This is a genomic window from Lysinibacillus sp. NPDC048646 (assembly GCF_050272295.1).
In the GTDB taxonomy this organism is placed as follows: domain Bacteria; phylum Bacillota; class Bacilli; order Bacillales_A; family Planococcaceae; genus Lysinibacillus.
This window is the reverse complement of record NZ_JBNNLZ010000029.1, coordinates 1-25907: the sequence shown is the minus strand read 5'-3', so window position 1 is coordinate 25907 and position 25907 is coordinate 1. Positions and strand designations below refer to the sequence as shown.

Annotated in this window: 23 protein-coding genes, 1 pseudogene and 2 riboswitches; of the genes and pseudogenes, 8 read left to right on the top strand and 16 right to left on the bottom strand. The window is 37.7% G+C overall.

Annotated features, from left to right (window positions below; all coding sequences use genetic code 11):
- Positions 1–9: 9 nt before the first annotated feature.
- The 4 genes from cobK to ACQKII_RS21380 are packed head-to-tail and all read right to left on the bottom strand — an operon-like array spanning position 10 to position 3743.
- Complete coding sequence (cobK, locus tag ACQKII_RS21395; protein ID WP_427462474.1) at positions 10–771, bottom strand: precorrin-6A reductase; 762 nt, start codon at positions 769–771, stop codon at positions 10–12.
- Positions 768–1682, bottom strand: a complete 915-nt coding sequence (locus tag ACQKII_RS21390; protein ID WP_427462473.1) for a sirohydrochlorin chelatase — start codon at positions 1680–1682, stop codon at positions 768–770. Before ACQKII_RS21390 ends, cobK begins: the two co-directional genes overlap by 4 nt.
- A 14-nt stretch (positions 1683–1696) precedes the next feature.
- Complete coding sequence (cobJ, locus tag ACQKII_RS21385; protein ID WP_427462472.1) at positions 1697–3367, bottom strand: precorrin-3B C(17)-methyltransferase; 1671 nt, start codon at positions 3365–3367, stop codon at positions 1697–1699.
- A 4-nt stretch (positions 3368–3371) separates the two neighbouring features.
- Entirely contained in the window at positions 3372–3743 is a 372-nt protein-coding gene (locus ACQKII_RS21380; RefSeq protein ID WP_427462471.1) for a (2Fe-2S) ferredoxin domain-containing protein, read from the bottom strand.
- A 138-nt stretch (positions 3744–3881) separates the two neighbouring features.
- A riboswitch (cobalamin riboswitch) is annotated at positions 3882–4064 on the bottom strand.
- Between the two features lie 246 nt (positions 4065–4310).
- Positions 4311–4494: riboswitch (cobalamin riboswitch) on the top strand.
- Positions 4495–4635: 141 nt separating this feature from the next.
- Between ACQKII_RS21380 and ACQKII_RS21375 the strand changes: the two genes are divergently transcribed.
- From ACQKII_RS21375 to ACQKII_RS21355, 5 genes are all read left to right on the top strand, one after another.
- A complete protein-coding gene (locus tag ACQKII_RS21375) occupies positions 4636–5382 on the top strand; it encodes an energy-coupling factor ABC transporter permease (RefSeq protein WP_427462470.1) in 747 nt (248 codons plus the stop codon).
- 1 nt (position 5383) lies between these two features.
- On the top strand, positions 5384–5656 hold the full coding sequence (locus ACQKII_RS21370) for an energy-coupling factor ABC transporter substrate-binding protein (RefSeq protein WP_143995178.1): 273 nt from the start codon (positions 5384–5386) through the stop codon (positions 5654–5656).
- A gap of 3 nt (positions 5657–5659) precedes the next feature.
- Positions 5660–6433, top strand: a complete 774-nt coding sequence (gene cbiQ / locus ACQKII_RS21365; RefSeq protein ID WP_427462469.1) for a cobalt ECF transporter T component CbiQ — start codon at positions 5660–5662, stop codon at positions 6431–6433.
- Complete coding sequence (locus ACQKII_RS21360; protein ID WP_427462468.1) at positions 6430–7266, top strand: energy-coupling factor ABC transporter ATP-binding protein; 837 nt, start codon at positions 6430–6432, stop codon at positions 7264–7266. The genes cbiQ and ACQKII_RS21360 overlap by 4 nt, the downstream gene beginning before the upstream one ends.
- A 538-nt stretch (positions 7267–7804) precedes the next feature.
- The gene (locus tag ACQKII_RS21355; RefSeq protein WP_427462467.1) at positions 7805–11317 is read left to right on the top strand and encodes a S8 family peptidase; all 3513 of its coding nucleotides are present in this window, start codon (positions 7805–7807) and stop codon (positions 11315–11317) included.
- A gap of 644 nt (positions 11318–11961) precedes the next feature.
- On the opposite strand, the gene ACQKII_RS21350 is transcribed toward ACQKII_RS21355, so the two are convergent.
- Positions 11962–12402 (bottom strand): N-acetyltransferase family protein, encoded by a 441-nt coding sequence (locus ACQKII_RS21350; RefSeq protein WP_427462466.1) that lies wholly within the window; start codon positions 12400–12402, stop codon positions 11962–11964.
- A gap of 113 nt (positions 12403–12515) precedes the next feature.
- Positions 12516–13613: a glycosyltransferase family 4 protein gene (locus ACQKII_RS21345; protein WP_427462465.1), complete on the bottom strand. Its 1098-nt coding sequence runs from the start codon at positions 13611–13613 to the stop codon at positions 12516–12518.
- Positions 13614–13925: 312 nt separating this feature from the next.
- Here ACQKII_RS21345 and ACQKII_RS21340 point away from each other — a divergent pair, with 312 nt between their 5' ends.
- The 3 genes from ACQKII_RS21340 to ACQKII_RS21330 are packed head-to-tail and all read left to right on the top strand — an operon-like array spanning position 13926 to position 16442.
- Positions 13926–14525 carry a glycosyltransferase family 2 protein gene (locus ACQKII_RS21340; RefSeq protein ID WP_427462464.1) on the top strand — a complete coding sequence of 200 codons (600 nt, stop codon included), beginning with the start codon at positions 13926–13928 and terminating at the stop codon, positions 14523–14525.
- A 43-nt stretch (positions 14526–14568) separates the two neighbouring features.
- Positions 14569–15597: a polysaccharide biosynthesis protein gene (locus tag ACQKII_RS21335; protein ID WP_427462463.1), complete on the top strand. Its 1029-nt coding sequence runs from the start codon at positions 14569–14571 to the stop codon at positions 15595–15597.
- Complete coding sequence (locus ACQKII_RS21330) at positions 15594–16442, top strand: SDR family oxidoreductase (RefSeq protein WP_427462462.1); 849 nt, start codon at positions 15594–15596, stop codon at positions 16440–16442. The genes ACQKII_RS21335 and ACQKII_RS21330 overlap by 4 nt, the downstream gene beginning before the upstream one ends.
- A gap of 195 nt (positions 16443–16637) precedes the next feature.
- Here the strand turns inward: ACQKII_RS21330 and ACQKII_RS21325 are convergent, their stop codons facing one another.
- The 10 genes and pseudogenes from ACQKII_RS21325 to ACQKII_RS21280 all read right to left on the bottom strand — a co-directional run bounded on the left by ACQKII_RS21325 (position 16638) and on the right by ACQKII_RS21280 (position 25477).
- The gene (locus ACQKII_RS21325) at positions 16638–17534 is read right to left on the bottom strand and encodes an NAD(P)/FAD-dependent oxidoreductase (protein WP_427462461.1); all 897 of its coding nucleotides are present in this window, start codon (positions 17532–17534) and stop codon (positions 16638–16640) included.
- A gap of 28 nt (positions 17535–17562) precedes the next feature.
- Positions 17563–17880, bottom strand: coding sequence for a thioredoxin family protein (locus ACQKII_RS21320; protein ID WP_427462460.1), 318 nt, complete (start codon positions 17878–17880; stop codon positions 17563–17565).
- 126 nt (positions 17881–18006) lie between these two features.
- Positions 18007–18903: an NAD(P)/FAD-dependent oxidoreductase gene (locus ACQKII_RS21315; protein WP_427462504.1), complete on the bottom strand. Its 897-nt coding sequence runs from the start codon at positions 18901–18903 to the stop codon at positions 18007–18009.
- Positions 18904–19203: 300 nt separating this feature from the next.
- Positions 19204–19590 (bottom strand): Rrf2 family transcriptional regulator, encoded by a 387-nt coding sequence (locus ACQKII_RS21310; RefSeq protein WP_427462459.1) that lies wholly within the window; start codon positions 19588–19590, stop codon positions 19204–19206.
- Positions 19591–20043: 453 nt separating this feature from the next.
- A complete protein-coding gene (locus ACQKII_RS21305; RefSeq protein ID WP_427462458.1) occupies positions 20044–21279 on the bottom strand; it encodes a DNA polymerase IV in 1236 nt (411 codons plus the stop codon).
- Positions 21280–21724: 445 nt separating this feature from the next.
- On the bottom strand, positions 21725–21946 hold the full coding sequence (locus ACQKII_RS21300; RefSeq protein ID WP_427462457.1) for a hypothetical protein: 222 nt from the start codon (positions 21944–21946) through the stop codon (positions 21725–21727).
- Between the two features lie 142 nt (positions 21947–22088).
- Complete coding sequence (locus ACQKII_RS21295; protein WP_427462456.1) at positions 22089–23441, bottom strand: FAD-dependent oxidoreductase; 1353 nt, start codon at positions 23439–23441, stop codon at positions 22089–22091.
- Between the two features lie 373 nt (positions 23442–23814).
- A pseudogene (locus ACQKII_RS21290) lies at positions 23815–24175 on the bottom strand (arsenate reductase).
- The gene (arsB, locus tag ACQKII_RS21285) at positions 24096–25151 is read right to left on the bottom strand and encodes an ACR3 family arsenite efflux transporter (protein ID WP_427462455.1); all 1056 of its coding nucleotides are present in this window, start codon (positions 25149–25151) and stop codon (positions 24096–24098) included. Before arsB ends, ACQKII_RS21290 begins: the two are co-directional and overlap by 80 nt.
- Positions 25152–25153: 2 nt before the next feature.
- The gene (locus tag ACQKII_RS21280; RefSeq protein WP_427462454.1) at positions 25154–25477 is read right to left on the bottom strand and encodes an ArsR/SmtB family transcription factor; all 324 of its coding nucleotides are present in this window, start codon (positions 25475–25477) and stop codon (positions 25154–25156) included.
- Between the last annotated feature and the right edge of the window lie 430 nt (positions 25478–25907).

The following is a 25907-nucleotide window of genomic DNA, read 5'->3' as shown; positions in this document are numbered from 1 at the left end:
TCCTGCCTCCTAAAGTGTGTTGTGAACAGCCTGTAGCAAATCCTCGAAAGTGGAATACTGTTGGCCGTAGTGTATATTTGGTCGAGCAATTAAAATCGTTTCAATGCCACAAGCAAGTGCCGCCTCAAGCTTTTCATCAACTGAACCAACTTTGCCGCTTTCTTTTGTAATCATCAGTGTTACGTCATATTGGCGGAAAAGTGCCTCGTTTAATTCTTTTGAGAATGGTCCTTGGATCGCCACAATATCTCTTTGGGCCACACCTAGTGCCTCACATTTTTCCATATTATCGAGACGAGGAAGCATACGCGCAATAACACGCGTATTTTCCAGACCTTGTAATACTTTTGTAAACGTCGCTAATGTTTTACTGCCTGTTGTCAACATAATGACACCGCGTTTTTCTGCTGCTAGGTTAGCCGCTTCCTCATAATCTTTCACAACCGTAATGAGAGGATGTGCGTAATGCTCATGGGCGCGTTCATAGCGAATATAGGGTACACCCGCCTTTTCCGCTGCTGCCATCGCATTTTTAGAAGCCTCCTCGGCAAACGGATGGGAGGCGTCTACAACAAGTTGATAGCCTTGATGTGTTAAAATCGCGGCCATTTCTTCAGCTGTCAAGCGACCAACTAAATGAGGGAGACCAACTTCTGTCAGACTCGTAGCGGCTGAATCCGTAACTACCGTTGCTGTCACCTGCTGACCAGCAGATTGCAATTCCAGTGCTAGATTCCTTGCATCACTCGTCCCCGCTAACATGAAAATCATTTCACCGGCTCCTCTTCAGGATGATGGTGGTGATCGTGGTCATGATGATCGTGATTGTGGTCGTGGTGATCATGATCGTGATCGTGGTGGTGATGATGCGCATGACCATGCACCGCAGCATAAGCACGGTAGTTTTCTAAATCTTGCATACCTGTCGAAGTCCCATTTACAGCTTGCTCAATACGCTCTAACAGCACATTTTGTAGGCGCTCATGATAGCCAAAATAATTAGCAATTTCAATATCACAGTCTGGGTATTTTTCGTTAAATTGCTGGCGCATGCCATGCATACGTTCCATGAGGATGCCTGTAAATAAAAAGTATGGCAGCATAATAATCTTTTTCGCGCCAAGCTTCACGCAGCGTTCAATGCCTTCTTCAACACGTGGGTCTGTTACGCCCATAAAGGCACTTTCCACAATCGGAACAGGTAATTTTTCCCATAATAAACGTGTGATTTTATAAAAATCACCGTTGGCATAAGGATCACTTCCGCCACGCGCAATTAATAGAATGGCTGTATCTTTATGCTCTTCTTCTGCATTGAAGCCAGTTTCTGCAAGACGATCTTCCAGTATTGCAAAAATTTCATCATGAATGCCAATCGTTTGTGCATAGGTGAATGTAATGTTTGGATAATGTTCACGCGCGTGCTCAATTTCTGCCGGGATATGCATCTTAGAATGTCCAGCGTGCAGTAAAATAATCGGAATAACATGTACCTCTGTTGCGCCCTTCTTCACGCAATTCGTAATGCCTTCTTCAATGTTTGGCGAAGCAAACTCAAGGAAGCACGTTTCAACTAAAAAGCTGGCATCGATCCGAGGAGTCATTTGTTCAATAAATGTACGCACCTCATCATTTCCTGCTGCTAAACGGCTGCCATGGCCGACAAATAAAATAGCTTTCATCTCTTTTCTCCTCACTAGTCGCCGCACGGAGCTGGCTCTACTTTTATTTTTGAAGACATATCTTGATACGTAAAATGCAATATTTTTTTCACACGTTTGAAATATTTAAACAAGCGTTCATTTGGATGCGCGTTAGCTTTGTACTCTTCAATAATGTTTGTAACAAGTGGCATAAGTTGTTCAGGTTCTAAGCCTTCTACAACAGGTTGTGCAGCATGCGCTGTACGCCCCACTGGTTTTGCCCCGATAAAGACATCAAATTTACTTTTACGATAGACGATACCAATATCGTCAAACACTGCACGATAGCATGCCATACCACAGCCGTTAAAGCCGATATTCAGCGTTTTGGGTAAAGCTAAACCACCAAGTTTTGCTTGAATTTCCTCGGCATATGGAATAGAGTCAGCTTTTTCACCATAACAGAAGTCACATGCTTTTAATGACAGTACATCACCGATTGGTGCTAGCAAAAACCCCACTTCCCGTAGTTTTGCTGTAATTTCATCGGGTTTCGACGTTGGAATTTTCAAATGAATTTGATGATCAGGTGTATATTCCATCGTTCCTTGTTCGCCGACAACTTGTGCTAAAGCCGTCATTTGCTGCGGCGTAAAAAATTTATTTGCCACCCCAGGACTTACAGCTAGTTCAAAAATGGATTCAATTTTTTGTTGAACTAGCTTTGGTGTTACATGGCCAGCGCTTGTCCCCTTTACCATCGCAAGTGCCGTTGCAGCCATTTCAAGTGATGATCTTTTAGGTGTTGACACAGGTGTAATTGCTATACTGGGCTTACTGCGCCCTGCATTCGGGTCTGCCGCAAAATCGGCACGCGCTGTTCCTGTTTCTTGATTCATCGCCCATGGTTCATTTTCTTCTTTCAGACGCTGATGTGGACGTAATGGCTGTTTTTCTTCCCCAAGCGTATATTTACGTTGATAGCCTCGCGGTGTAATCATTTTATTGTCATAGAAAAATGTGGATGAATTTCCGATCACAACTGTTGTGAGCATTCCAATATCATGTTCAAGCATTTCTGCTAATGTTGTCATCGTAACTTCCTGGCGATCACGATAGGCACTTTTCACGAGACCTACTGGTGTATCTGGCGATCTATATTCTAGTAGAATGCGTTGTGCTTCTACGATTTGACGTGTGCGACGACCACTTTTAGGGTTGTAAAGGGCAATAACAAAATCCGCCATTGCTGCAGCTTCCACACGTTTAGCGATTAAATTCCACGGTGTTAAATGGTCACTTAAACTAATTGTGCACGAGTCATGCATAATCGGTGCACCTAGTAAACTTGCACACGAGTTAATAGCAGAAATTCCAGGTACAATCTCGACTTCCACACCAGTTGCTTCTGTCCATCCAAGTTCGATTAACACCTCATAGACAAGTCCAGCCATTCCGTATACACCAGAGTCTCCACTAGAAATAACAGACACGATATTGCCTGCCTCTGCCTGACGCACAGCTTCCTGTGCCCTTGAAACTTCTTCGGTCATTCCTGTACTAACAATCGACTTTGCCGTCACTAAATCTTGAATGAGCTCGACATACGTTTTATAGCCGATGATAAAATCACTCTGTTGTAGTGCCTCGACAGCTCGTGTTGTAATATGTTTAAAATCACCGGGTCCAAAGCCCACAACGAAAATCTTACCTTTTTGCGCCATTTTGTTACCCCTCTTTCACCTTTTCGATGCCTTTAATCGCTGTTGTTTGTGCTGTACGCTGTAACAGTCCTTCACGAAGTGTAAACACGTGTTCACTATGTAAAGACTCGTGGTGTACGTCTTGCACGAGCACCCTCGCATGCTCTGTCGTTGGCACGCGATACCAGTTTCCTTGCGGATAAGCGATCACAACACATGCATCCTTACATCTGCCGTTGCAGCGTGTTCTTGTCGTATGTATCTCCTTATCAAGTGCTTGTATCTGTATTTCATCACGTATTGCTTGGGTAATTTCCTCGCCATCTTTTTTCATACAGCTACTGCCATTGCAGATAAAAAGATGCGTTTTCATGCCTTCTAAGTTCCAAGTTGTCATTGTATTTCTCCCCTCATTATGCTTTTAGGAAAAAGAAAAGACCTTCACTCTAGACGAAGAGTAAAGGTCTTGTAGAAGCCAAATAAAAACGAATAAAATCAGGTACTCGCTCTCGCTTCAACTTCTCCCTCCGAAAAGTTTGCATGCCATCAACTAAGCAGGTTTCCTGACTTAAGCTTCTTTTTACTTTCGCGCCTTCCCAAGTTACACAGTGGCATTTGCGATTTCATCAGCTATTACAGTAGCGGGGGCTGTATCGGATTCGCACCGATTTCCCTATTATCTCGAATAATATCGAGCACTTATAGATGTATCTATATGAAATTTAGATTGTATAAAACGTAATTGAAAACTGTTTCTATCATAGCTTATTATTTATAAATTTCAACAATTCTTTTTTAATTTGTGAAATTTTTAGTAAAATTTCTATAAATAATCCCTATGAAAATGTTGTTTTCCCCTTTCATTTATCAGAATTTTCTTGATTGAAGCTCAATTAAAATTTTTTTTATAAAAAAGAGATAGCTTATTTATGGAAAATCATGTTACACTTTGTCGTGAAATCTCACAACTTCATCTTTTTTCGGTGCGAAGTGTAGTCATTTCGCTTAAAAGGGAAGCCGGTTCAAGTCCGGCGCGGTCCCGCCACTGTAATAGGGAGTTTTATAGAGTATGTCACTGTCCAAAGGATGGGAAGGCCTATAAAATGGAGAACTAAAGCCAGGAGACCTGCCGAAAAATACGTGATCGTTTCAACCTACGAGGATAGGTGTGCGGCTTGGCAGATTATTATTCTATTTGCTTTTTTAGCTATGCACTTTTCCTAAATTGGAGAAGTGCTTTTTTTTTTGCGCACGCTACATTGTAAAATTTAATTGAAGGAGGAGCCGTTTTGAAATTTTCTTGTTGGAAGCTTAGTTATTTCTTACTGGCATTTTTACTCGTGCCAAATCGGGCATTTGCCATGCACATTATGGAAGGTTTTTTGCCGATTGAATGGGCCATTTTCTGGTGGGTCGTTTCGATTCCATTTATTATTTTAGGATTACGTTCAATCCGTAAAACAATCGATGAAAACCCTGAAACAAAAATGATACTCGGTCTTTCAGGTGCTTTTGCATTCGTGTTATCCGCACTTAAAATCCCATCTGTAACAGGAAGTTGCTCACATCCAACTGGTGTTGGCCTAGGAACTGTCTTATTCGGTCCATTAGCAATGAGCGTGATTGGAACAATCGTATTATTATTCCAATCTTTACTTTTAGCACATGGCGGCATTACAACATTAGGCGCAAATGCCTTTTCGATGGCTATTGTGGGACCATTCATCGCTTACTTTATTTTTAAAGGATCTAAAAAAATCGGTCTATCGTTCTCACTGGCCGTATTTTTTGCAGCAATGCTTGGTGATTTAGGTACATATGTTGTGACGTCTGTTCAACTTGCACTTGCCTTCCCATCAGAAGTAGGTGGCTTTATGGCTTCCTTTACGAAATTTGCTGGGATTTTTGCATTAACACAAATTCCGCTTGCAATTAGCGAAGGAATTTTAACAGTCATCGTCATGAATTTCCTGAAAAAATATAATGTTAGTGAATTAAAAGCTTTACGTGTTTTCTCAGCAAAGGAGGCACACTAAAATGAAAAAAAATTTACTGTTATTAGCAATTGTAGTGCTGTTGGCCATCATTCCGCTATTTGTACAAAAAGGTGCAGAATTCGGTGGCGCTGATGGAGAAGCGGAAGCAGCAATTGGTGAAATTAACGCAGAGTATGAGCCATGGTTTGAAAGTTTCTGGGAGCCGCCAAGTGGTGAAATTGAGAGCTTGTTATTCGTACTTCAAGCCGCAATCGGTGCTGGTTTTATTGGCTATTTTATCGGCTTCATGCGTGGCAAACATAAAGAAGGTTAAGCGATGTTACTCATTGATAAGTATGCTTATATAAATAAACTAGCGTCTGTTCATCCGCTAGAAAAAATGACGTTTTCCCTTGGTCTGCTACTACTGTCACTTATCATGAGAGATGAACTTATATCACTCATTACATTTATTGTAATGAGTGCTTTTATCATTTTAGGTGCACAAATTCCCTTTATGTATTATGCAAAGTTATTACTGTTACCAGGTTTTTTTCTATTGTCGAGCTTAGTTTCGATACTAATTGCTATTGCGCCAACATCAAGTGTCATACCTCTCCATATTTGGGCATTCCAGCTGAAAACATGGACTATTTTTGTGGGCACTGCAAGCTTGCTGACAGCGCAAGAACTCTTTTTCATCGTACTTGGCAGTATTAGTTGTTTATACTTTTTAATATTAACGACATCCGTGCAGTCTATCTGCCATGTGCTGCGACAGTGGCATCTGCCAGTATTATTTGTCGAGCTTGTGGAACTAACATATCGCTTTATTTTCATTTTTTTAGACAGTATGCAAAAAATACATTTAGCACAGCAAGCAAGGCTCGGCTATCGTTCTCCGATGCAATGGCTCCGTTCAGTATCTATGCTAATCGCTGCATTATTTGCAGAAATGTTCCAGCGCAGTCGTGAACTCAATAATGCGATGCAGGCACGCGGTGGTGAACCTGTCTACTGGCCAGAGAATGTTAGCTATAGTCAGAAAAACTGGCTAGGTATTACGAGTGTTTTTGTATTCCTCATCATTTATGGAGGGTTTTTCTCATGACAGATCTTTACTTTGATCTCCAAAATTTATCTTATAGCTACGCAGATGGTACCTATGCTTTAAAGGATATTACGCTACAAATTCCAAAGGGTCAAAAAATCGCAATACTTGGACATAATGGGGCCGGAAAATCAACATTATTTCAGCATTTAAACGGCATTTTACGACCAACTACAGGTAATATTTTCTTTTGCGATGTAGCAATGAGCTATAATCGAAAAGCTTTAAAATCTTTGCGTCAACAAGTTGGCATTGTATTTCAAGGTGCGGACCATCAACTTTTTTCTGGTACGGTTAAGCAAGACATTGCCTTCGGACCACTCAATCTTGGTTGGACAAGTGAAAAAATTGAAGAAAAAATCGCCTGGGCAGTTGCTCAAACTGAGGTGGCAACATTGCTCGAAAAACCCATTCACTTTTTAAGTGTTGGACAGAAAAAACGTGTAGCAATGGCGGGTGTTTTAGCGATGGAACCGTCTGTTTTACTATTAGATGAACCAACTGCAGGACTGGATAATTATTATGCTGCACAAGTATTACAGACCCTTGCAAAGTTGGAAAACGGTGAACGAACAATCTTACTTGCTACGCACGACATTCCACTTGCTTATGAATGGGCAGATCAAATTATTGTTATGGAAGCTGGGCAAATCATCTATAATGGTGATCCTATTGCATTGTTCTATCAACAAGATGTACTTGAACGTGCCCATCTCGAACGCCCGTGGATATTTGAAATGGCTATTGCGTTACAAAACAAAAAGCTATTTGAACAAAACATTACAATCCCTCGTTCGAAGGAAGATTTACAAAGACTTATTGAACAACTTTAAGATATTTTTTTAACATTTCTTGGATAATAATTGCATGCTTTTCACTGGTGCTAGCATCCACTCTCCTCGACTGCTATTTTACAAATCGAGTAAGAGAGGTTGACACCCCCACCTTACGTACGGTTCCATGAAGACAGAAGGACAGTGAGTTTGTATCTCGCTGTCCGTTATACTTTTATGTCTATTCTTACCATTTGAATACCTGACCACTTAGTGTCTCCTATGGGATTACGATTTCTTCTACTGAGAAAGTTTGTCTTTGGATTGTCTGCTCATCAAACAAGTGAAATTCGAATTCGAGTTTACGCCATATTCCTTCATGGTTCAGCTACTTTTCGCTAAGTAAGTTTCAACGTGTACGTTATGTTTCCTTCAGACTTACCTAGATGAACGTACTCTTTCTCATCATTCATCTGCTATGACCGCGAAAACTTTGGAAAAATATTCACCTATATCCTTATATTACGAAACTTTTTGATCTTTCATTCGTATCACTATAGATGTGACTTAAAATAAAACACGCAAGGAGAGAAAACAATTGAAGAAATGGATTAAGAACTCAATGGCTGTAGTAGCATCTACAGCACTAATAGTTCCTGCTGCTTCCGCCTTTGCAGAAGCACCACAAAACACAGCGAAGAACTCAGAGTTAGTGAAGATTGCTATCGCTAGCAAACAGGAACAAACATTAAAGCAATTCAACAATCAAAAAGAATGGATTAGTCAGGATACAATTATCGTCAAGCATTCCGGTCTTGCTAAGAATGCACATCAAAAAATTGGCTCAAAAGTAATCCGGTCTATCCCTTCATTAGGTTACGATGTTATCCAACTTAACAAAGGAGTAACGTTAGAAAAAGCAGTTTCCTATTATGTAAAGCAACAAGGAGTTAAAAGTGTATCTCCAAGTTACGTGTATCATGCCTTTGGTACCGGGGAAGATCCAAAGAAAAAGGATATGTATCATTTAAATCTGCTTCAAATTGATAAGGCCCTTGAATTAGCAGGCAATCACGACGTAAAAGTAGCTGTTATCGATTCTGGTGTGGATTTTAAACATCCCGAACTAAAATCTCAAGTGCTACCACCCTATAATGCAGCAGCACCTGCCAATACTACTTATCCTGGCGACCATGGAACACATGTAGCTGGAATTATTGGCGCAGCAAAAGATAATGCTATTGGTGGACATGGGGTTAATCCAAAAGCCAAGCTTCTTCCTATTGATGTATTCAACGGAAAAGATGGCGCCAATGATTTCGTCATTGCACAAGGAATCCTTTATGCCATTGAGCAAGGCGCTGATGTTATTAACATGAGCCTTGGCGGCTATGGCGAATCTCCATTAATGAAGGAAGCCGTACAGAAAGCGATTGATAATGGCATTACCGTTGTAGCAGCTGCTGGAAATGAATCGACAGATAATTACTCCTTCCCTGCTTCTTTCGAAGGTGTCATTAGCGTAGGTTCTACGAATGATAGAAATAAACTATCAAGCTATTCAAACTACGGTCCATCGGTTGACGTGGTAGCTCCAGGTGAAGATGTATACAGTACAGTTCATGATGAGAAAAAAGGATCATCCTTTGTAAAATTTAGCGGGACATCAATGGCATCTCCTGTTGTTGCAGGTGTGGCGTCCCTACTAAAATCAAAATATCCAAATTTAAAGCCTCATGAAATTGAAGCTATTCTCGAAATGACCGCGAAGGATTTAGGCGAGAAAGGCTATGATCTTACATATGGACATGGTCTTATCGATCCTTTAAAAGCATTACAGTTTGATATAAAAAATCTACCTAAACAGTACACAGAAACAAAAGATGAGCGAATGAAAAACGCAAAAGACCTTCAAAAAACTGTATTGAATACAGAAAAAGGTGAATTCAAACAGCCAGATGAAAAAAAATGGTACAAGGTTGATTTAGCATCAGATGAATATGCTCAACTGACATTAAAAGGTGCCAACAAATTCGATTATGCATTTGATTTGTATTTCTACCCTAAAGGTCATAAAGATGAAGTAGAACCAATCAACGTGAATGATGTCCGCGTAGGAAAGCAAGAAGGATACCTATTTAAAGCAGAACAAGAAGGAACGCTGCTAATTGGCGTAAAAGATCATAATGGCAGCTATAGTTTAAAGGGCGAATCTAACTACATCTTTACAGCTCAAACTACAAAGGAATTACCAGTTGATTCATTAGATATGGACAATATGGAGAAAATCCAAAAGTTCCCATACAGTACAGCAGGGAAAAACTATACCCTACTTTCTAAAGATCAACAAAGAGACAAAGATTATTTTACTTTTACAGTAAAAGAACCAACAACGCTAAAATTTGATTTATCGGGTATCCCAGGTGTTACAGCATCCATGGAACTTTATCTAAAAGAAGACTTAAATAATGTACCGACAGAAGAACTTAATGATGAGGAATTGGATGAGGCGTATCCAATTCAAACATCCTACGGCACGGATAAAGGAGACGAAGTAAGCCTTATCGTCGATGCTATTCCTGATGAGGAGTATGTACTAAGCGTATCAAATGAAAGCGATATCGATTTTTCACTTGACATGTTCTTTAGCGGAGGCATTGAAGTGCAAGAGAGTATAAGTGAATCAATGATTCCTTACACATTAAAAGGAGAAGTCGTTAGCCTTCCTGAAGATGAAGACGGACTTCCATTAAATGAGGAAATACTACCAGACAACGTACAAAATGATCAATTACCTGTAACTCCGTATAAAGCTAAAAAAAATAATCAAGCCAATGATTTAATGAGTATGTTCATGAGTCCAGATGGTATGGGAAGTCTGGAAAATGTGGATGCAATTATGGAGAATGCGATTCGTTTTGATATTGGAGCAGATCAAAAAGCATACTTCCAAACAGAATATGATGAAGATTACTTCTTATTTGAAGCTAAAGAAGATGCCGTATATGGTTTCCATATTAATAAAGGCATGAACCAAACACCAGCTGGAACCATATTTGAATATGATAAGGATACAAATGAATTATTACCAGTTTCTTCATTAACTAATGATATGGGACTAATCGGTCTACTTCTGGGAACAACAAGTGATGAAAACGAGGCAAAGACAATTGCCTTGAAAAAGGACAAAACCTATGTTGTAAGTGTAGTCAATTATGGTAACCGTTCTTCTGAACCATACACACTTAAAACAAGTAAAATGGCAGATATTCCAACAGATCATAATAAAGATAATAATACACCAATAAATGCTCAAACGATTCAACCTGGTATTACCTATAAAAATCATCTCATTTATAAAGATGATACTGATTTCTACTATTATAAGCAACGAGACAAAGATGAAGTTATGAGTCTTCTTGTTTCTTCCGTACCATTGACGAATGAACAGCTAAATCAATTACCTAAAGAGCTTCAAAAAGAATTTAAATTTTCAGGCTCCATTATTGAAGACACAAATGGTAATATGGAAATCGATCCAAAAGAAATGGAAACAGAAATTCCATTTGGGCAAGGTGAAAACTTAATTGAAATATTACTCGGCATTTCTGGCACAATAGATGTAAATACTTCATTTAAAGCGAAAAAGGATCGCGGTTATTTTATTGTTGTTAATGGAGCGAACCTTGGACAAGTATCGATTGAACCATATACTTTAACTATGTTTGATCATAATAGAGTAGATGAAGATGCAGATTCTGAGTTAGTCAATGGTGTACCAACAAAACCATCTCAGCTTACAAAAAAAGACGACAAATGGGTAGCTACTCAATATCTGAATGCAGGAGTTCCATTTGGTGATAAGGACTATTTTGAATTTACCAATGACAGCAAACGTGATGTGTTCTTCTCTCTACAAACAGAAAAAGCACTGGATGGCGTCATCCGCATTATTGATGCAAAAGGAAAAACAGTAGAAACCTTAGATCTTTACGGTGCTGAAGATGCTGAAGTAGGTACGGTCGAACTCGATAAAGGAACATACTATATTGAAGTAAGTGAATTATATGGCAAAGCTAGCACACAGCCATATACACTTGAGATAAAATAAGCTATAAATCCCCTACACTGAAAAATGAACTTAGTAGAAGGTCAAAAATTTCGGTTGAAGGTAGTGTAGTAGAGGCATTTTTTTAGCTCTATCTTTTCAAAAAAGTGAAGCATGCTCTATTCGCTTCTAAGCCAACACTAAATGCGCACAATAATCTTCCTCACAATGAATAAGTGAAGGAATGCCCCCTAGAAAATCTAGGGGGTATTTTTATGTTTTAAGCTATTTGATATTATTAAAAATAGGAAAAAATGCTTCATGAACCATCATGGTGGTTCATGCTCAAAGAAACAAATGAACTGACTCCAACAGACAATCACTTTACATGCTATATATATATAAATTAACATGGAAGTTAGCTTGGATTGTCTGCATCATTTACTTGATATGACCTTCGACAGAAAGGACTTTATGTTATTTAGCACATTCATCCAACCCTACCGAGCCTTCCATAAAGTTCGAGTTCCTTAGTGCTAAGATTTGCTGCTTGCTTCCCTCAGATTTCACATCACCATGGACACCCTTGCACTTGGCTAGCCACTACTTTGTCTTCCGTAGTTCGGGACTTGCACCCTATCCTGATTACGTCTATGCTGGGCGCACTAAAAAAGCATCTTCATCCGAGATGGATGAGATACTTTTTCTTAATTGAAATATTTAACATAGTTACTATATTGATCTTGCATCATTTCAAGCTTTTCATATAGCGTACGTGCATTTACATTATCTGTTGCCGTTTGCAGCGTCACATAGCGAGCATACTGCTGCTCACAATATTGAAATACCTTTTCCATCAATGCCTTGCCCACCCCTAGGCCCCTAGCATATTCCGTTACATAAATATCATTTAAAATATACGCACGCTGTAAAGCAATAGAAGAAAATGTCGGATATAATTGTGCAAAGCCAATTGTTTTGCCATTTTTCACAGCTATAAAAATAACTGATTCTTTTAATGCCATTCGTAATTGTAAAAATGCCTTCGCGCCGCTTCTATCTGACTCAATCCCATAAAACTGGCGATATTCATCAAAAAGCACTGTTAGCTCCTCTAGTTCATTCATTGTTGCTTGAAGTATTTCCATCCTATTCTCCCCTTATGTCTACCCATGGTTGTCTATATGAATCTAGTGTTCATTATAAAGTAAATAATGGAATAAAGAAAAGAATACTTCTCAAATTCAAGCAAATATACACTTTAGCACGGCTTTTCATCTAAATATTGTGCAACTTTTCGCACAATATGCTTCCAGTTTAATTCCGCTCTAGCGAATGCTTGGAGGTGCTCGCATGTATCAGCTAGTATTGCTTCCTGCTTTGTTACTTGCTGCAATGTCCTTCCTACACTTTGCCAATCATGTGTTGGATGAATCATCCCGAAGCGTTGATGATGGGTAATATCCGCTGCACCGTCAACATCGGTCGTAACGATATAACAGCCATTCTTAGCTGCTTCAGCAAATACATGTGCATAACACTCTACTAACGAGGTAAGGCAAAAAATTTTGGCTTGCCTATACTCTTCCTCTAATTGATATTTATCGTAAATGGGTCCTAATATCATTACTTGAGCAGCGTACGGGCTCTCTTCCAAAAGTGTGTGTAACTCTTTGCTAAAGTCCTCAGACATTGGACCAACTAAACGATATTCCCAATCTGTGAGCTCGGCGGCTAAAAACGCTTTTACAGCCAGTAGAATTTGTTTTTCAGGCGCATCTAAACGTCCTACTGTCAGTATTCTATTTTTTTTCTCGTTAAACGAGACAGGCTCTGTATGGAACAGTTCATAAAAGCCATTTGGTATATGTTTAATATCTAAATTTACAAATTGATGAAGAGACTTTTGAATGGCTCCAGATTCAGAGGAAAGAACATCACAAAGTTGGAGCAATTCAACAAAATAAGGATAGGTCTTTAATCGATTTAACCAAAATCGATTAACATCCAGCTTCATATAGATTTTACCGCTCGGATTGAATTTCTTGTACGTCTTGAGTATGGATAAATAAGATGGATATGGTCCAATTGCAAATGCGATATCAATATCTTGCGCATGTTCGATTAAGTAAGAATTCATATTCGCTACATAATCATCTTGAAAAGGAATAGGTTGAAAAGTAACTGAAGGGAATGCTTGTTTGAGTAGCGTTTCATTCATTTCAGTTGTTAAAATCGTTACATCATAGCCTAAATATTCACCTAGTAAAATAGGAACAAGACAAAGGTCTTTGAAAATATGTGCGTCAGAGAGCTTATACGATTCCACACTACAGATAAATGCTATTTTTTTAGACATTGTATCCCCCTTATAAAAACTCTATATATAGCATATGCCGTTTCCGAAAATAAGGTGAAAAATTCATCATTCATTGATGCCAGGAACAATATCCTTGTGTAATTGTTGTTCCCTTACTAGGTTTAGTTTTATAAGATGTTCCCCCTAAAAAAATGCCTCATTTAATATTTAAACTATAATTTCAAAACGCTTATTTCAAAATGAACAATAGCCTACAGAGCAATACATTATATGCATATTGTAAAAAAGGAAGTCTTTATGCGGATTATTAACATGCATTGTAATGAATTGAACAAAGAATTGAGGGTTCTCATGAATATTAGTTTTTTAACACCCGCTTACAATAGTGAAGAATGGATAATAACCATGCTCGATAGTATTCCTAAAGAATATGCTTATGAAATTATTGTTTGTGATGATGGATCAACCGACAAAACATTAGCAATTTTACAAGAATATCAAAAAACCTGTCCTGCGTTAAAATTATTAGTCAATCAAACCAATTTAGGAGCTAGTGATTCCTATAATCGATGCATCGTTGCAGCAACGGGCGATTATGTAGCTATCATTGATAGTGATGATCATTACTTGCCCGCTATCACAGATGTTTTAGCACAAGTAGACGGTCAATTTGACATCTATTACTACAACATGTTAACAAAAGCTGGCTATACATTTATTAAAAACGAAGCAAATCGTTATTCATTGCCAGGGCAATTTAAAATCATTCGCAGAACTTTAATAGGTGAAGCACAGTTTACGAAAAGAAAAGATATTGCGGGGGATTGGGACTTTAATTGCGCACTCATGAATAAAAATCCTACATGTAAATACACAGATATAGTAGCGTATTGGTACAACTTTCCAAGGGAAAATTCTGAATACGATTTACATCTAAGAGGTTTGAAATAAATGCTTGCGCTTTATGTCATAAGGAGGTGTAAAATACAATACGATGTTTAAAGATAAAATACTATTGATAACTGGAGGCACCGGATCTTTTGGCAATGCGGTCTTACAACGATTTTTGAATACTGATATAAAGGAAATTCGAATTTTTTCAAGAGATGAAAAAAAGCAAGAGGATATGCGCATTCTATATCAAAATAACAAAATCAAATTTTATATCGGTGATGTTCGCGACATCCAAAGCATTCACAATGCCATGTATAATGTAGACTTTGTATTCCATGCAGCTGCGCTTAAGCAAGTCCCCTCCTGCGAGTTTTTCCCACTTGAAGCCGTCAAAACGAATATTCTAGGAACCGAGAATGTTTTGACCGCAGCTATTCAGGCAGGCGTAAAAAAGATAATTTGCCTTTCCACCGATAAAGCCGCCTACCCTGTCAATGCAATGGGCATTTCGAAAGCAATGATGGAGAAAACATTCATTGCGAAGTCAAGGATGGTTCACGCCGATAACACGTTAATTTGCGGTACGAGATATGGTAACGTTATGGCTTCACGCGGCTCCGTCATCCCCCTATTCATCGAACAGATTAAGACTGGTAAACCACTAACCATTACTGATCCAAAAATGACGCGTTTTATGATGAGCTTAGATGAAGCAGTTGAATTAGTATTATATGCCTTCATACATGCCGAAAATGGAGACATTATGGTACAAAAATCTCCCTCAGCTTACATTGAAGATTTAGCACAAGCACTACTGGAGCTTTTTCAAGCTCAAAATACAATTCAAATTATTGGCACACGGCATGGAGAAAAAAAATATGAGGTCCTCTTAACAAAGGAAGAAGCAGCTAAAGCGATTGACATGGGTGATTTTTATAGAATACCAGCAGACAATCGCGATTTAAATTATGGTAAATACCTTGATGAGGGCTCTCCTAAAATTACTTTAACAGATGAATATAACTCGAATAATACTAAAATACTTTCCCTACAAGAAATAAAGGAAAAGTTATTAAAGCTCTCGCTTATTCAAGAAGAACTACATAATTGGACGGGAGGAAAACCTTGAAATTTTTAGTTCTTGGCGCAACAGGGATGGCTGGCCACACAATCTCCTTGTTTTTAAGTATGCAGGGGCATGATGTCACAAACTATTCAAGATCAGCCTTTCCCTATGGAAAAAACATCACTGGAGATATTACGGATTATGCTTTTTTACAGCAGCTTGTGCTAGATAACTATGATGTTATCATCAATTGCATAGGCATTTTAAATGAAGTATGTGATGATAACCGAGCAAAAGCAGTCTATTTGAATAGTTATTTACCACATGCCATGGTTGCTCTACTGAAGAATACCAATACAAAGCTATTTCATATGAGTACGGATTGTGTGTTTTCAGGCAAAGCAGCACCTTATAGTGAAAAGAGTGTCCGAGACGGTGAAACCTTTTATGATCGCACAAAGGGATTAGGAGAAATTGACAACAATAAGCATTTAACGTTCCGAAACTCCATCATTGGTCCTGATATAAAAGAAAATGGCATTGGACTCTTTAATTGGTTTATGAAACAAAAAGGGCCCATTAACGGTTATACAGGTGCTATTTGGACGGGTGTCACAACCTTAACATTAGCAAAAGCAATGGAACGAGCAGCAATTGAAGGGACTACCGGCCTCTACCATCTCGTACACCCTGTCAGTATAAATAAATTTGATTTATTACAATTATTCAACAAACACTTTAAAGGGGATCAGATTACGATTCATCCCTCTCCTTTAGTTAACCTAGATAAAACTTTAATCAATACTCGAAATGATTTTTCATATGAGGTGCCTAGCTATGAAGAAATGATTATTGAAATGAAGGACTGGATTTTGACGCATAAAGAGTTATACCCTCACTATTTTTAATGAAATACATTCTATAAAGAACAATACGCTAAAGCGCTCGTATACCCAACAGCTTGTGAGCCCGAAACAAGATACCATAAGAACTTATCCCTTAAAATCAATTTGCTGATCTTGCCAACCAAAACGACCTTGGTTGGCAAACGGATCAACAAACTGGTAACTTCTCCTTCTCTTGAGCAAAGAGGTAATTACTTTTTAATATCTTTCAATTGAAATATCTGTATTAATCGTCATTGCTGCTTGTATACCCGTTGCTTCTGAAAGAACGATTTCCGTTGGTGCAGGCTGTGCAGCATCACCAGCTGCATAAACATTTTTTTCCGATGTTCTTCCAAAATGGTCAACAACCATTAACCCGTGTTCGTCAAGATCACAAGAAAATCCTTGACCAATTACATTTGTTGTGTAAGTGGATGGCGTAATAAAACCTGCTTCCCTCTCTACTTCTAACCCATTTTGGAAGACAATACTACTCAATACCCCGTTATGTCCTTTCACTTCTTTAATTTTATCAGCAATCACATTTATTCCTTTATTTTCCAATTCTCTTTTTTCATTTTCTTTTATTTCATGACCGTTTGTTGCCACGATTAAATCATTTGACAAGTTGTGAATGATTTTAACAGTTTGTGCAACATCACCTGATTCATTAATATAAATCAACTTTTTACCTTTTAATTCCCAACCATAGCCATACGGAGAAGTAAAAATACTTTTATTATAATATAGCTCAATATTTGGAATATCCGTCTGTATTTTAGCACCATCTGTCAGAAGGATTTTTTCAGCAAGAAAATTCTCGCCATCTTCAGCATAAATTTTAAAAAGCTTATTGTCTGATTGTTTAATAACCCTAACATTGTGATTAACGATGGAATGAATAGTAGGATATTGATTTAATTTTTCTTTTGCTGCTTGCATGAATTCAATAGCGGCATTTCCATTTCTTGAAATACTTTCTTGAAGCTCAAATGCAAGGTGCTCATTATTTGTATCAAACAATGCTACTAATCGATTCGCTCTACCTAACAATAATGCTGCATTTAATCCTGCCGGTCCTCCACCAATAATTGCACAATCATAAATTCTCATCTTTTTTCCTCCTGTTTTTTATGCCGAATCAAAGTCCAATAATTTGTTTGAGGTTTTCTAAAGGAATATATCCAACAATTGGTTCATGTAATTTATTATGAATAATCAAACGAGAATGAGGGATTCCAAGTACCTGGTATTCCGCTGCAAGCTCTGGACTATTGTCAACGTTGACCCTTAAAATTTTCACCTTATCACTGCATTCTTCATTGAGCTGATTAAGAACCATTCCGAACATTTTACAAGGACTACACCACTCAGCCCAAAAATTTATTAACACAATCTTTTCAGTTTTTAAGTGTTCTCCTAATTCTTGATTTGTTGTTATATGAGTAATTGACATCATTTTTTCCTCCTTCGTGGAAATAAAAATCTTGAAGATATAATATGCTTTTAGTTATTATTAGACCTTACTATCCCCCTTCCAATAAACATTAAAGAGCTTTAATGTCCCTAATTAAGCGAAAATTTTTTAAATGGTACTATCGAAAACAACTGCCATCGCGGCTTTATATCCTTCAGCAGCAGCAACTATTAATGAAGACTGGCCTAATTTAGCTGTCTCCCCCGCTACATAAACATTTTCCTGTGACGTACGCCCTGCCTCATCTGCCAAAATGCTACCATTTTCATTTAATTGACAACCAAGCTGCTCTGCAAACTGATTTGGACGTACAAAGTTAGGTACTACAAAACCTCCAACTCTTTCTATTTCAAGTCCTGAACTAAACTTGATTTTGTTTAAATAACCATCCTCACCATGTAGATTTTTAATAGGCTCCGTAATGACGGTTATACCTTTTCTTTGAAATTCATTCAATGTCGGAGCAGAAAGCTCATGACCATTTGTGGCGATCACTAAATCCTCTGACCAGTTATAAATAAGCTTTCCTTTAAAAAGGGTATGCTCTTCATTTTCTGAAATAATAATTAGCGGTTGATCTCTTAATTCCCATCCATCACAAGTTGGGCAGCTGAATAAACTTTTCCCATAATACTTTCTAATATCTGGAACTGATGGAAATTCCTCTTGAACACCTGTTGCCAATATAATTCTCTCCGCAACATACTCTACATCTTCTAACGTTTCAATTTTAAACAAACCGTTAGATTGTTTTGTTATATTCATAACCGTGTTTTGATGATAATGAACTGATGGGTATTTTTTTACATCATTTAAAGCTATTTCTTTAAACTCTGCTGGTTTAATTCCATCACGTGTAATAAACCCATGTGATTCCTGTGTCACACGATTGCGATTTGTTCCATTATCAAATAACGCGACTTTTTTACGAGATCTCCCTAAAATCAAACTTGCATTTAGTCCAGCACCACCTGCACCTATAATGGCACAATCAAATAATTCCATCATGTAACTCTCCTCTGTAAATTGTTTAGTGTACATGTTGTTTCGTATAAGAAATACACCATGAAAAAACTAATACATTTTCTTATAAACGATGACAACATGCTTTCTAGCTCAAATTAAAGGTTTAAAATAAAATGGTTCTAAGCTATAGCCATTCGAAGTTTGTAGAAGTAGTAAATTAAGAAGAATCCAAGTTCAGCGTATAAAAAGTCGTAGTGTCACTAAGATTTATTCGAAGACTTAAAAGACTTTTTATATCTCTAATTACTTAAAAAATAATGGTGGACCATAAATCCACTACTATTTTTTCACAAGATCCGATATTTTTTTGTTTCTTAACTCATTCTCTAGTTTTTCTTCTGCAGATAGCATTACTTCTTTTATTACACACTTAGGATCATTGTATAAACAACAATCAAACAAAGACGATTTGCCTTCAATTGCATTTATTATATCTAAAAATGAAATATCTTCCCAGTTCTGACTAAGTGTATATCCTCCATTGGCACCCGATACAGAGTTGATCATTCCCTCTTTTACTAACTTAGTTAAGATTTTAGACAAATACGTAGGAGAAACATTTTGCATTTCAGCTAATTGTTGGACACCAACTGGTTTATTTAGTGTTACCTTTGCAAGAAAAAGCATTGTGTGTAGTGCATAATTTGTAGCTTTAGAATATTTCATATTTGTTATTCACTCCAATTAGAGACTTTACATATCTACAATAGCATTAAATTTATGTTATTTCAATATTTGTGCCTTTGTTCTAAAAAAAAGAATAAATATCAATTCTTTTTCTAGTATTGCACGAGCTGTTAGCCATCGCTAAAACATCTTTAATAAGGTCGGGAGTCCCTTTAGCTGGATACATTTTCGCTTTGAAACTAGATTTTCTGATTCGTTTCCTTCATAAAGTGAAACTTCAATCAGTGGGAGTTTTCTTCATCCCCCACTGATTGTTAGTTGAACCAATCGGGCTTTTACGGTCAGTTGATCGCCCACCTAGTGTACTCGTTCTCATCTTTCCACTTGAGATGGCGTTTTACTGACCGTTAATGCGGGATAAATAATTTCTAACAATTCTTCCCTCTTCACAAAACTTTCTCTACTTTAAACTACATTAAAGGGACAAACATATTAGATGTGCTCATCCCAAAAATCCTTACTAAAACTCGTATTCGCATGATGTTTCCCTGCTGGCTTGGCTATATCTGAACCACGAATAATTGCTCCTTTTCCAAACTTCTGCTCAATTTGATCAACAAGTTTAATGATTGGCTCCTCTTTTACATGTTCTTCAAAGTTAAAGAACGTTAACTGCTGTGTCGTTTCTTTAATATCACTGACATTCGATACGGTAATACCTAGTAATCTAACCGGCTCTTCATTCCAATGCTTATTAAATAAATTCCATGCTTGCTCAACTATATCCTCTTTTGCATTAATGGCATTATTCATGGACTTACTTCGTGTATAGGTCTCCCAATCAGCAGTACGAATCATAACACTTACAGTAACGCCTGCAAGTTTTTTTGCCTTTAATCTTCCAGCAACCTTCTCAGAAAGCATCGTAATTATTTCATATAATTCATCTCTGTCCGTCACATCATGAGATAACGTTGTTGAGTTCCCTACACTTTTCGTATCATATATTGCCTCTGGGTCCACAGCTCTGTCATCTTCTCCATTCGCCTTTTGCTTCATACGTGGACCATTGATGCCAAAATTTTGCTTTAATACATATTCATCAGCAACCGCAAGTTCCCCAATTGTTTGAATACCTAACTTTTTCAGCTTCTCTGCTGTACTTTTGCCAATTCCATGCATCTCAATTACATGCATCGGCCACAATACTGCTGGCACGTCTCGCTTTCGTAGTATCGTAATACCCATCGGCTTTTTCATATCACTTGCCATTTTCGCCAAGAATTTATTCGGTGCAATGCCGATTGAACAAGGCAATTGAAGTTCGGTCCATATTCTATCTTGTAGATCTTGGACATGTTGTAATACATTTTGCCCCGCGATGATAGGTAGTTGCAAATATCCTTCATCAATTGAAACCGGCTGGAGAATTTCGCTATATTCCTTTAATAAATTGAAAAAAGACTTCGAAGCTGTCCTATAACGATCAAAATTAGGAGGTCTTACGATGAGCTCAGGACATTTTCGCCGTGCTTCTCCGACATTCATCGTTGTATAAACACCTTTAGCCCTTGCTTCGTAGCTACACGTAATAATTATACCTCTACGTTCTTTAGGATTACCCGCGATTGCTACTGGCTTTCCTTTTAAAGAAGTATCATAAATTTGTTCAACAGAGGCATAAAAGCAATTAAGGTCAATATGTAAAATGATTCTTCCTTTATGCATAGTCTATCACCCCATTTACCTACCTAAAATTTTAACCTTGCGAGTTATTCTTGTGTTGTATTTCTTCAGCATGTTAATTGTCTGTAATTCTCATGTTCAAATATTTCGGCTAGTTAATAGAAAATTTAACAATAACCTAGACAATAGATAATCATTAGAAAGTGGCCAAATTTTTCTTACATTACTGATTGACTAAATCTCATCATTTTGTGAAAATTACTGTTTTCAGCTTAGCATTACAAACAACTGGAGCACATTACACAACATAAGTTACAAAAGACCATTACTTCTCTCCATTATAACTGTATCATGCCATTTTCCATGTAATTGAGCAATTCTTTCCCTTGTTCCAACAACTCAAAAACCTAGCGATTGATACTTGCTGTGTTGATTGCAAATATAGATGATTGGAGCGTCCAAAATCCAGCTTTTTCACTTTCTTCAATCAATTCTCTAAAAAATTTAGTGGCAACCCCCTTTCCCTTTGCCATCGTTCAAGATATAAACACTTACTTCTCCAACCACTATAAACCTCACAAGCAGAGACAGGTGAAATTGCAATCCAACCAACCACTCGCTTGTCAATCTTTGCCACGAAGCGTAAAGTTACATGGTGCCCTTCATCCCATACACATTCACTTGGAACCGCTGTTTGAAAGGTTGCCATCCCTGTTTCAATTCCTTCTTTATAGATTTTTACTACCTCAGCTAAATCATTTTGTCACTTGACGAATAAGAAATGTGTCCATATCCTTTTCCCCCTAGTTATGTTTAAAAAGGACTGCTAGCTTTCGCTAACAGTCGATTAATTAACTACATGCGTTTGATTGATTGACAACATTGATACTGCATACTCCTGTTTGTGGTAACGCTAATTCTACCCGTTGCGAAGCCTCTTCATCTCCTGACAAATATGCAGTTATTGAACGTACTTGTTCATAGCCTGTTGCCATTAAAAATGTTGGTGCACGTCCATAGCTTTTTGCTCCTACAATATAGAAACCTTGTTCTGGCTGCCGAAGTATTTCTTCTCCATGTGCACGAACTGTTCCACAACTATGCTCATTAGGGTCAATTAGTGGTGCTAATGCTTGCACACTCTCAGTTGCTGGATCAATGGAAAGACGTAGTTCGTTGTTAATCGTAAAATCTGGTCGATTTCCTGCATTTATAATGAGCTCATCGAATCCTGTTATTACTTGCTGTTCTCCATTTAAAGTACCTACAATATTTATTTTCTCATCTTTTTTCACCTTTGAAATATAGAATGGCGTCACCACTTCAATCTTACCTGTATCTACTAATTCATGAATACGTATACCTAGTGCGCCACGTGCTGCCAAGGCATCTTTTTCTTCACCACCATATGCTTCTTCTACAGATTTTTTACGCATAATCCAAACAAGTTTCGTTGAAGTATTCTCTTTTTGTAATTCAGCCAGAGCTAGTAAAGTATTAATTGCTGAATGACCACCGCCTATGACAGCAATTTTCTTATTTGCATATCTTGTAGGATTCATATTTAAATTTGGAATCCCATACTCAATATAATCCGCTAATACTTTTTCAGTTTGTAGCCAAACACCTGTAGAGTTTGCTGGGTTTGGATTCCTCCATGTCCCTGTCGCATCAATAACAGTTTTCGCCTCAATGATCTTTACGTCGTCCTCCATTTCAATATATATCTGAAAGGATTGATTTACTCGATTTTTCGATTTCATTTTATCATTCAATTGGCGTGAAATCCCGACTACTTTTGAATTAAGGTGAATATAAGGTTTTATTTGTGATACCGCTGCTAAAGGCTTTAAATAGAGATCAATTAACTCATGCCCAGTTGGTATAGTTTCTAAGTCAGGCTCTTGCCAATCTGTGCCCTCAAGTAAAGCTTTAGCAGCTTTATTGATGTTATAACGCCATGGAGAAAATAGTGTAACATGACCCCAAGTACGAATATTATGAGCAATATCTTTACCTGCCTCTAGTAAAATAAAGGACTGATTCTGTTCCACTAAATGAGCTGCTGTAGCTAACCCGATTGGACCAGCACCTATTATTACAATTGGTAAATTTTTATTTATAGTTGAAGTTTCTTGCACCTCAATATCTTTAGCAGTAGTACAACAAGAATCGTTTTGTTTGTTTACTTTAAGTGTTTTCATAAATAACCCCTTGTTCTCTTTATATTTTACATAAGCATTCACTTATATAATATGTATTTTTTTACGTCTAACATTAAGCTAGACGCATTTAATAAAAACAGACGATTGTGACGGAATTAACATACTTCAGCTTCCCCCACTTGTCTCTCAATTTCTTTTGTAGCTTTGTCGAATTGGTACCATGTTGAAGTTCCATAGTGCTCAATATCTCCTTTAACGAAAAAATCAACAGCAAATGAATTAGCTTGAGTTATTGTATATTCTCTACTAGTCATACTCAAAGTCAAATAAGAGATGAAATATTCTTTTGTTACCACGTCACAGTGATTAACTTGTTGAACAGCACGTTGCGCGCTCGTAGATCTGAATTTTTTTATTTCAGCTCCTCAGCTACGAATTGTTCAATCCGTTTTCCAAAAGCATCACGTACGTCTTGAAAAACAGCCCATTTTTCTTCGTCCGTACCTGACGCTTTTGCTGGATCTTCAAATCCCCAATGCTCACGACGAACATGTAGTGGTGTTATCAGACATTTATCAGCTGCATCCCCGCACAGTGTGACAACGTGTTGCACTGTTTAATATCTCAACATCAATCAAGGCAGATGTATGATCAGAAATACCGATCCCTACCTCTTCCACAAAAAAATGCTCCCTATATTTTAATAGTTTTAAAATATTTCTTTTGCCAACGAAGGGCAACCCATACAAGTCCAATGAGTACTGGTACTTCAACCAGTGGGCCTATAACAGCGGCAAAAGCCACCCCACTATGAAGTCCAAAAACACCCACAGCAACAGCAATAGCTAATTCAAAGTTGTTACTAGCAGCTGTAAACGAAAGGGCTGCTGTGACAGGATAAGATGCTCCTGCTTTGCGAGATGAAAAGAAAGAGACTGCAAACATCACAACAAAGTAAATAAATAACGGAATGGCAATTCGTACTACATCGAGTGGTAATTCCACTAATTTCTCACCCTTTAAAGCGAACATCATCACAATTGTGAAAAGAAGTGCAATTAAAGTAAGTGGCGAAATCTTCGGTAAAAATTTTTCTTCGTACCATTGTTTCCCTTTTGTTCTGATGCCTATCCAGCGTGTGAAGAAGCCAGTAGCAAATGGAATTCCTAAATAAATAAGGACACTTTTCGTAATTTCCCACATTGAGATTGACACATTAAAATTTTCTAAGCCAAACCAACCAGGTAATACATTTAAGAAAAAGTAAGCAAAAATCGAATACGTTACTATCTGAAAAATGGAGTTAAAGGCAACTAAACCCGCTACATATTCACGATCACCTCTTGCTAAATCATTCCACACGATAACCATTGCAATACAACGTGCCAATCCAATCATAATGAGCCCAGCCATATATTCTGGGTAATCATGTAAAAAGATAATAGCCAAAAAGAACATTAAGAATGGACCAAGTAACCAGTTTTGAAAAAGTGATAATAAGAGCACCTTCCAATCCTTAAATACTCTCCACATTTCCTCATATTTAACTTTTGCAAGTGGTGGATACATCATGATAATTAACCCTAAAGCTATAGGAATAGATGTTGTTCCTATAGACATTGATTCCAATGCTTTACCTATATTGGGCAGTGTAATACTGAGCACAACGCCAATACCCATCGCCACAAAAATCCAAACAGTTAAATAACGATCTAAAATAGAAAGTTGCTTCGGTAAAGATTTCTCCATGTTCAATCAACTCCTACTTCTGTAGAGCAAGAAGGTCCACAATGCTTAAATGAAATAGGTTCTAATTCATCAAGTACAGCTTGAATATATACAGTCTGTTCTTCGTGTAATCGGTAATGTTTCCAAGTTCCCTTTTTTCTCTCTAAAATAATTCCAGCCTCTTTTAACTTACGTAATTGTTGACTAACTGCTGGCTGAGAAACTTGTAAAACATCGACTAAATCACAGACACAAACTTCTCCTTGTTTTAAGCACGCTAAAAGCTTTAATCGATTGATATCGCTAATAGCCTTTAACTGTTTTTCCATTTTTATAATGGACTCCATATTATCGCTCCTTTATATAATCATTCACTTATATAAGAATACTCTTATGTATTAATGAATGCAAGAGGATTAAATTTTGTTACTTATCATCACCTCAATCATTTATAGACGTACACTAGCCGATTGGCGCGCAGGCGGCGAGTGTAGCTGACGGCATTCGCCTTTCGCTACAGAGCAAAGCTCCCTGTGGGAATAGCATGAGCGAAAAGGCCCCACAGGAGCGTAAGCGACGAGGAAACTGAAGCCATCCCCGCGAAAAGCGTCCGCCGTAGCGGAAATCAACGGGTTCATATAGATACTTCTATTTTAAAAGAAAAAAAACTGTAAACAAACTGAATTTTTCGAGTTTGAACTGCCCCTAAATTGTTAGACACCAAATCTAACGATTTAGGGGTGTTTTTTATGGCTAACTTTACTGCCGAAGAGAAAA

Excerpts from the sequence above, each read along its gene's own strand:
- cobK (WP_427462474.1), bottom strand. The coding sequence starts at position 771 with ATGATTTTCATGTTAGCGGGGACGAGTGATGCAAGGAATCTAGCACTG.
- ACQKII_RS21390 (WP_427462473.1), bottom strand. The coding sequence starts at position 1,682 with ATGAAAGCTATTTTATTTGTCGGCCATGGCAGCCGTTTAGCAGCAGGA.
- cobJ (WP_427462472.1), bottom strand. The coding sequence starts at position 3,367 with ATGGCGCAAAAAGGTAAGATTTTCGTTGTGGGCTTTGGACCCGGTGAT.
- ACQKII_RS21380 (WP_427462471.1), bottom strand. The coding sequence starts at position 3,743 with ATGACAACTTGGAACTTAGAAGGCATGAAAACGCATCTTTTTATCTGC.
- ACQKII_RS21370 (WP_143995178.1), top strand. The coding sequence starts at position 5,384 with ATGAAAAAAAATTTACTGTTATTAGCAATTGTAGTGCTGTTGGCCATC.
- cbiQ (WP_427462469.1), top strand. The coding sequence starts at position 5,660 with ATGTTACTCATTGATAAGTATGCTTATATAAATAAACTAGCGTCTGTT.
- ACQKII_RS21360 (WP_427462468.1), top strand. The coding sequence starts at position 6,430 with ATGACAGATCTTTACTTTGATCTCCAAAATTTATCTTATAGCTACGCA.
- ACQKII_RS21350 (WP_427462466.1), bottom strand. The coding sequence starts at position 12,402 with ATGGAAATACTTCAAGCAACAATGAATGAACTAGAGGAGCTAACAGTG.
- ACQKII_RS21345 (WP_427462465.1), bottom strand. The coding sequence starts at position 13,613 with ATGTCTAAAAAAATAGCATTTATCTGTAGTGTGGAATCGTATAAGCTC.
- ACQKII_RS21340 (WP_427462464.1), top strand. The coding sequence starts at position 13,926 with ATGAATATTAGTTTTTTAACACCCGCTTACAATAGTGAAGAATGGATA.
- ACQKII_RS21335 (WP_427462463.1), top strand. The coding sequence starts at position 14,569 with ATGTTTAAAGATAAAATACTATTGATAACTGGAGGCACCGGATCTTTT.
- ACQKII_RS21325 (WP_427462461.1), bottom strand. The coding sequence starts at position 17,534 with ATGAGAATTTATGATTGTGCAATTATTGGTGGAGGACCGGCAGGATTA.
- ACQKII_RS21320 (WP_427462460.1), bottom strand. The coding sequence starts at position 17,880 with ATGATGTCAATTACTCATATAACAACAAATCAAGAATTAGGAGAACAC.
- ACQKII_RS21315 (WP_427462504.1), bottom strand. The coding sequence starts at position 18,903 with ATGGAATTATTTGATTGTGCCATTATAGGTGCAGGTGGTGCTGGACTA.
- ACQKII_RS21310 (WP_427462459.1), bottom strand. The coding sequence starts at position 19,590 with ATGAAATATTCTAAAGCTACAAATTATGCACTACACACAATGCTTTTT.
- ACQKII_RS21305 (WP_427462458.1), bottom strand. The coding sequence starts at position 21,279 with ATGCATAAAGGAAGAATCATTTTACATATTGACCTTAATTGCTTTTAT.
- ACQKII_RS21300 (WP_427462457.1), bottom strand. The coding sequence starts at position 21,946 with ATGGCAACCTTTCAAACAGCGGTTCCAAGTGAATGTGTATGGGATGAA.
- ACQKII_RS21295 (WP_427462456.1), bottom strand. The coding sequence starts at position 23,441 with ATGAAAACACTTAAAGTAAACAAACAAAACGATTCTTGTTGTACTACT.
- arsB (WP_427462455.1), bottom strand. The coding sequence starts at position 25,151 with ATGGAGAAATCTTTACCGAAGCAACTTTCTATTTTAGATCGTTATTTA.
- ACQKII_RS21280 (WP_427462454.1), bottom strand. The coding sequence starts at position 25,477 with ATGGAGTCCATTATAAAAATGGAAAAACAGTTAAAGGCTATTAGCGAT.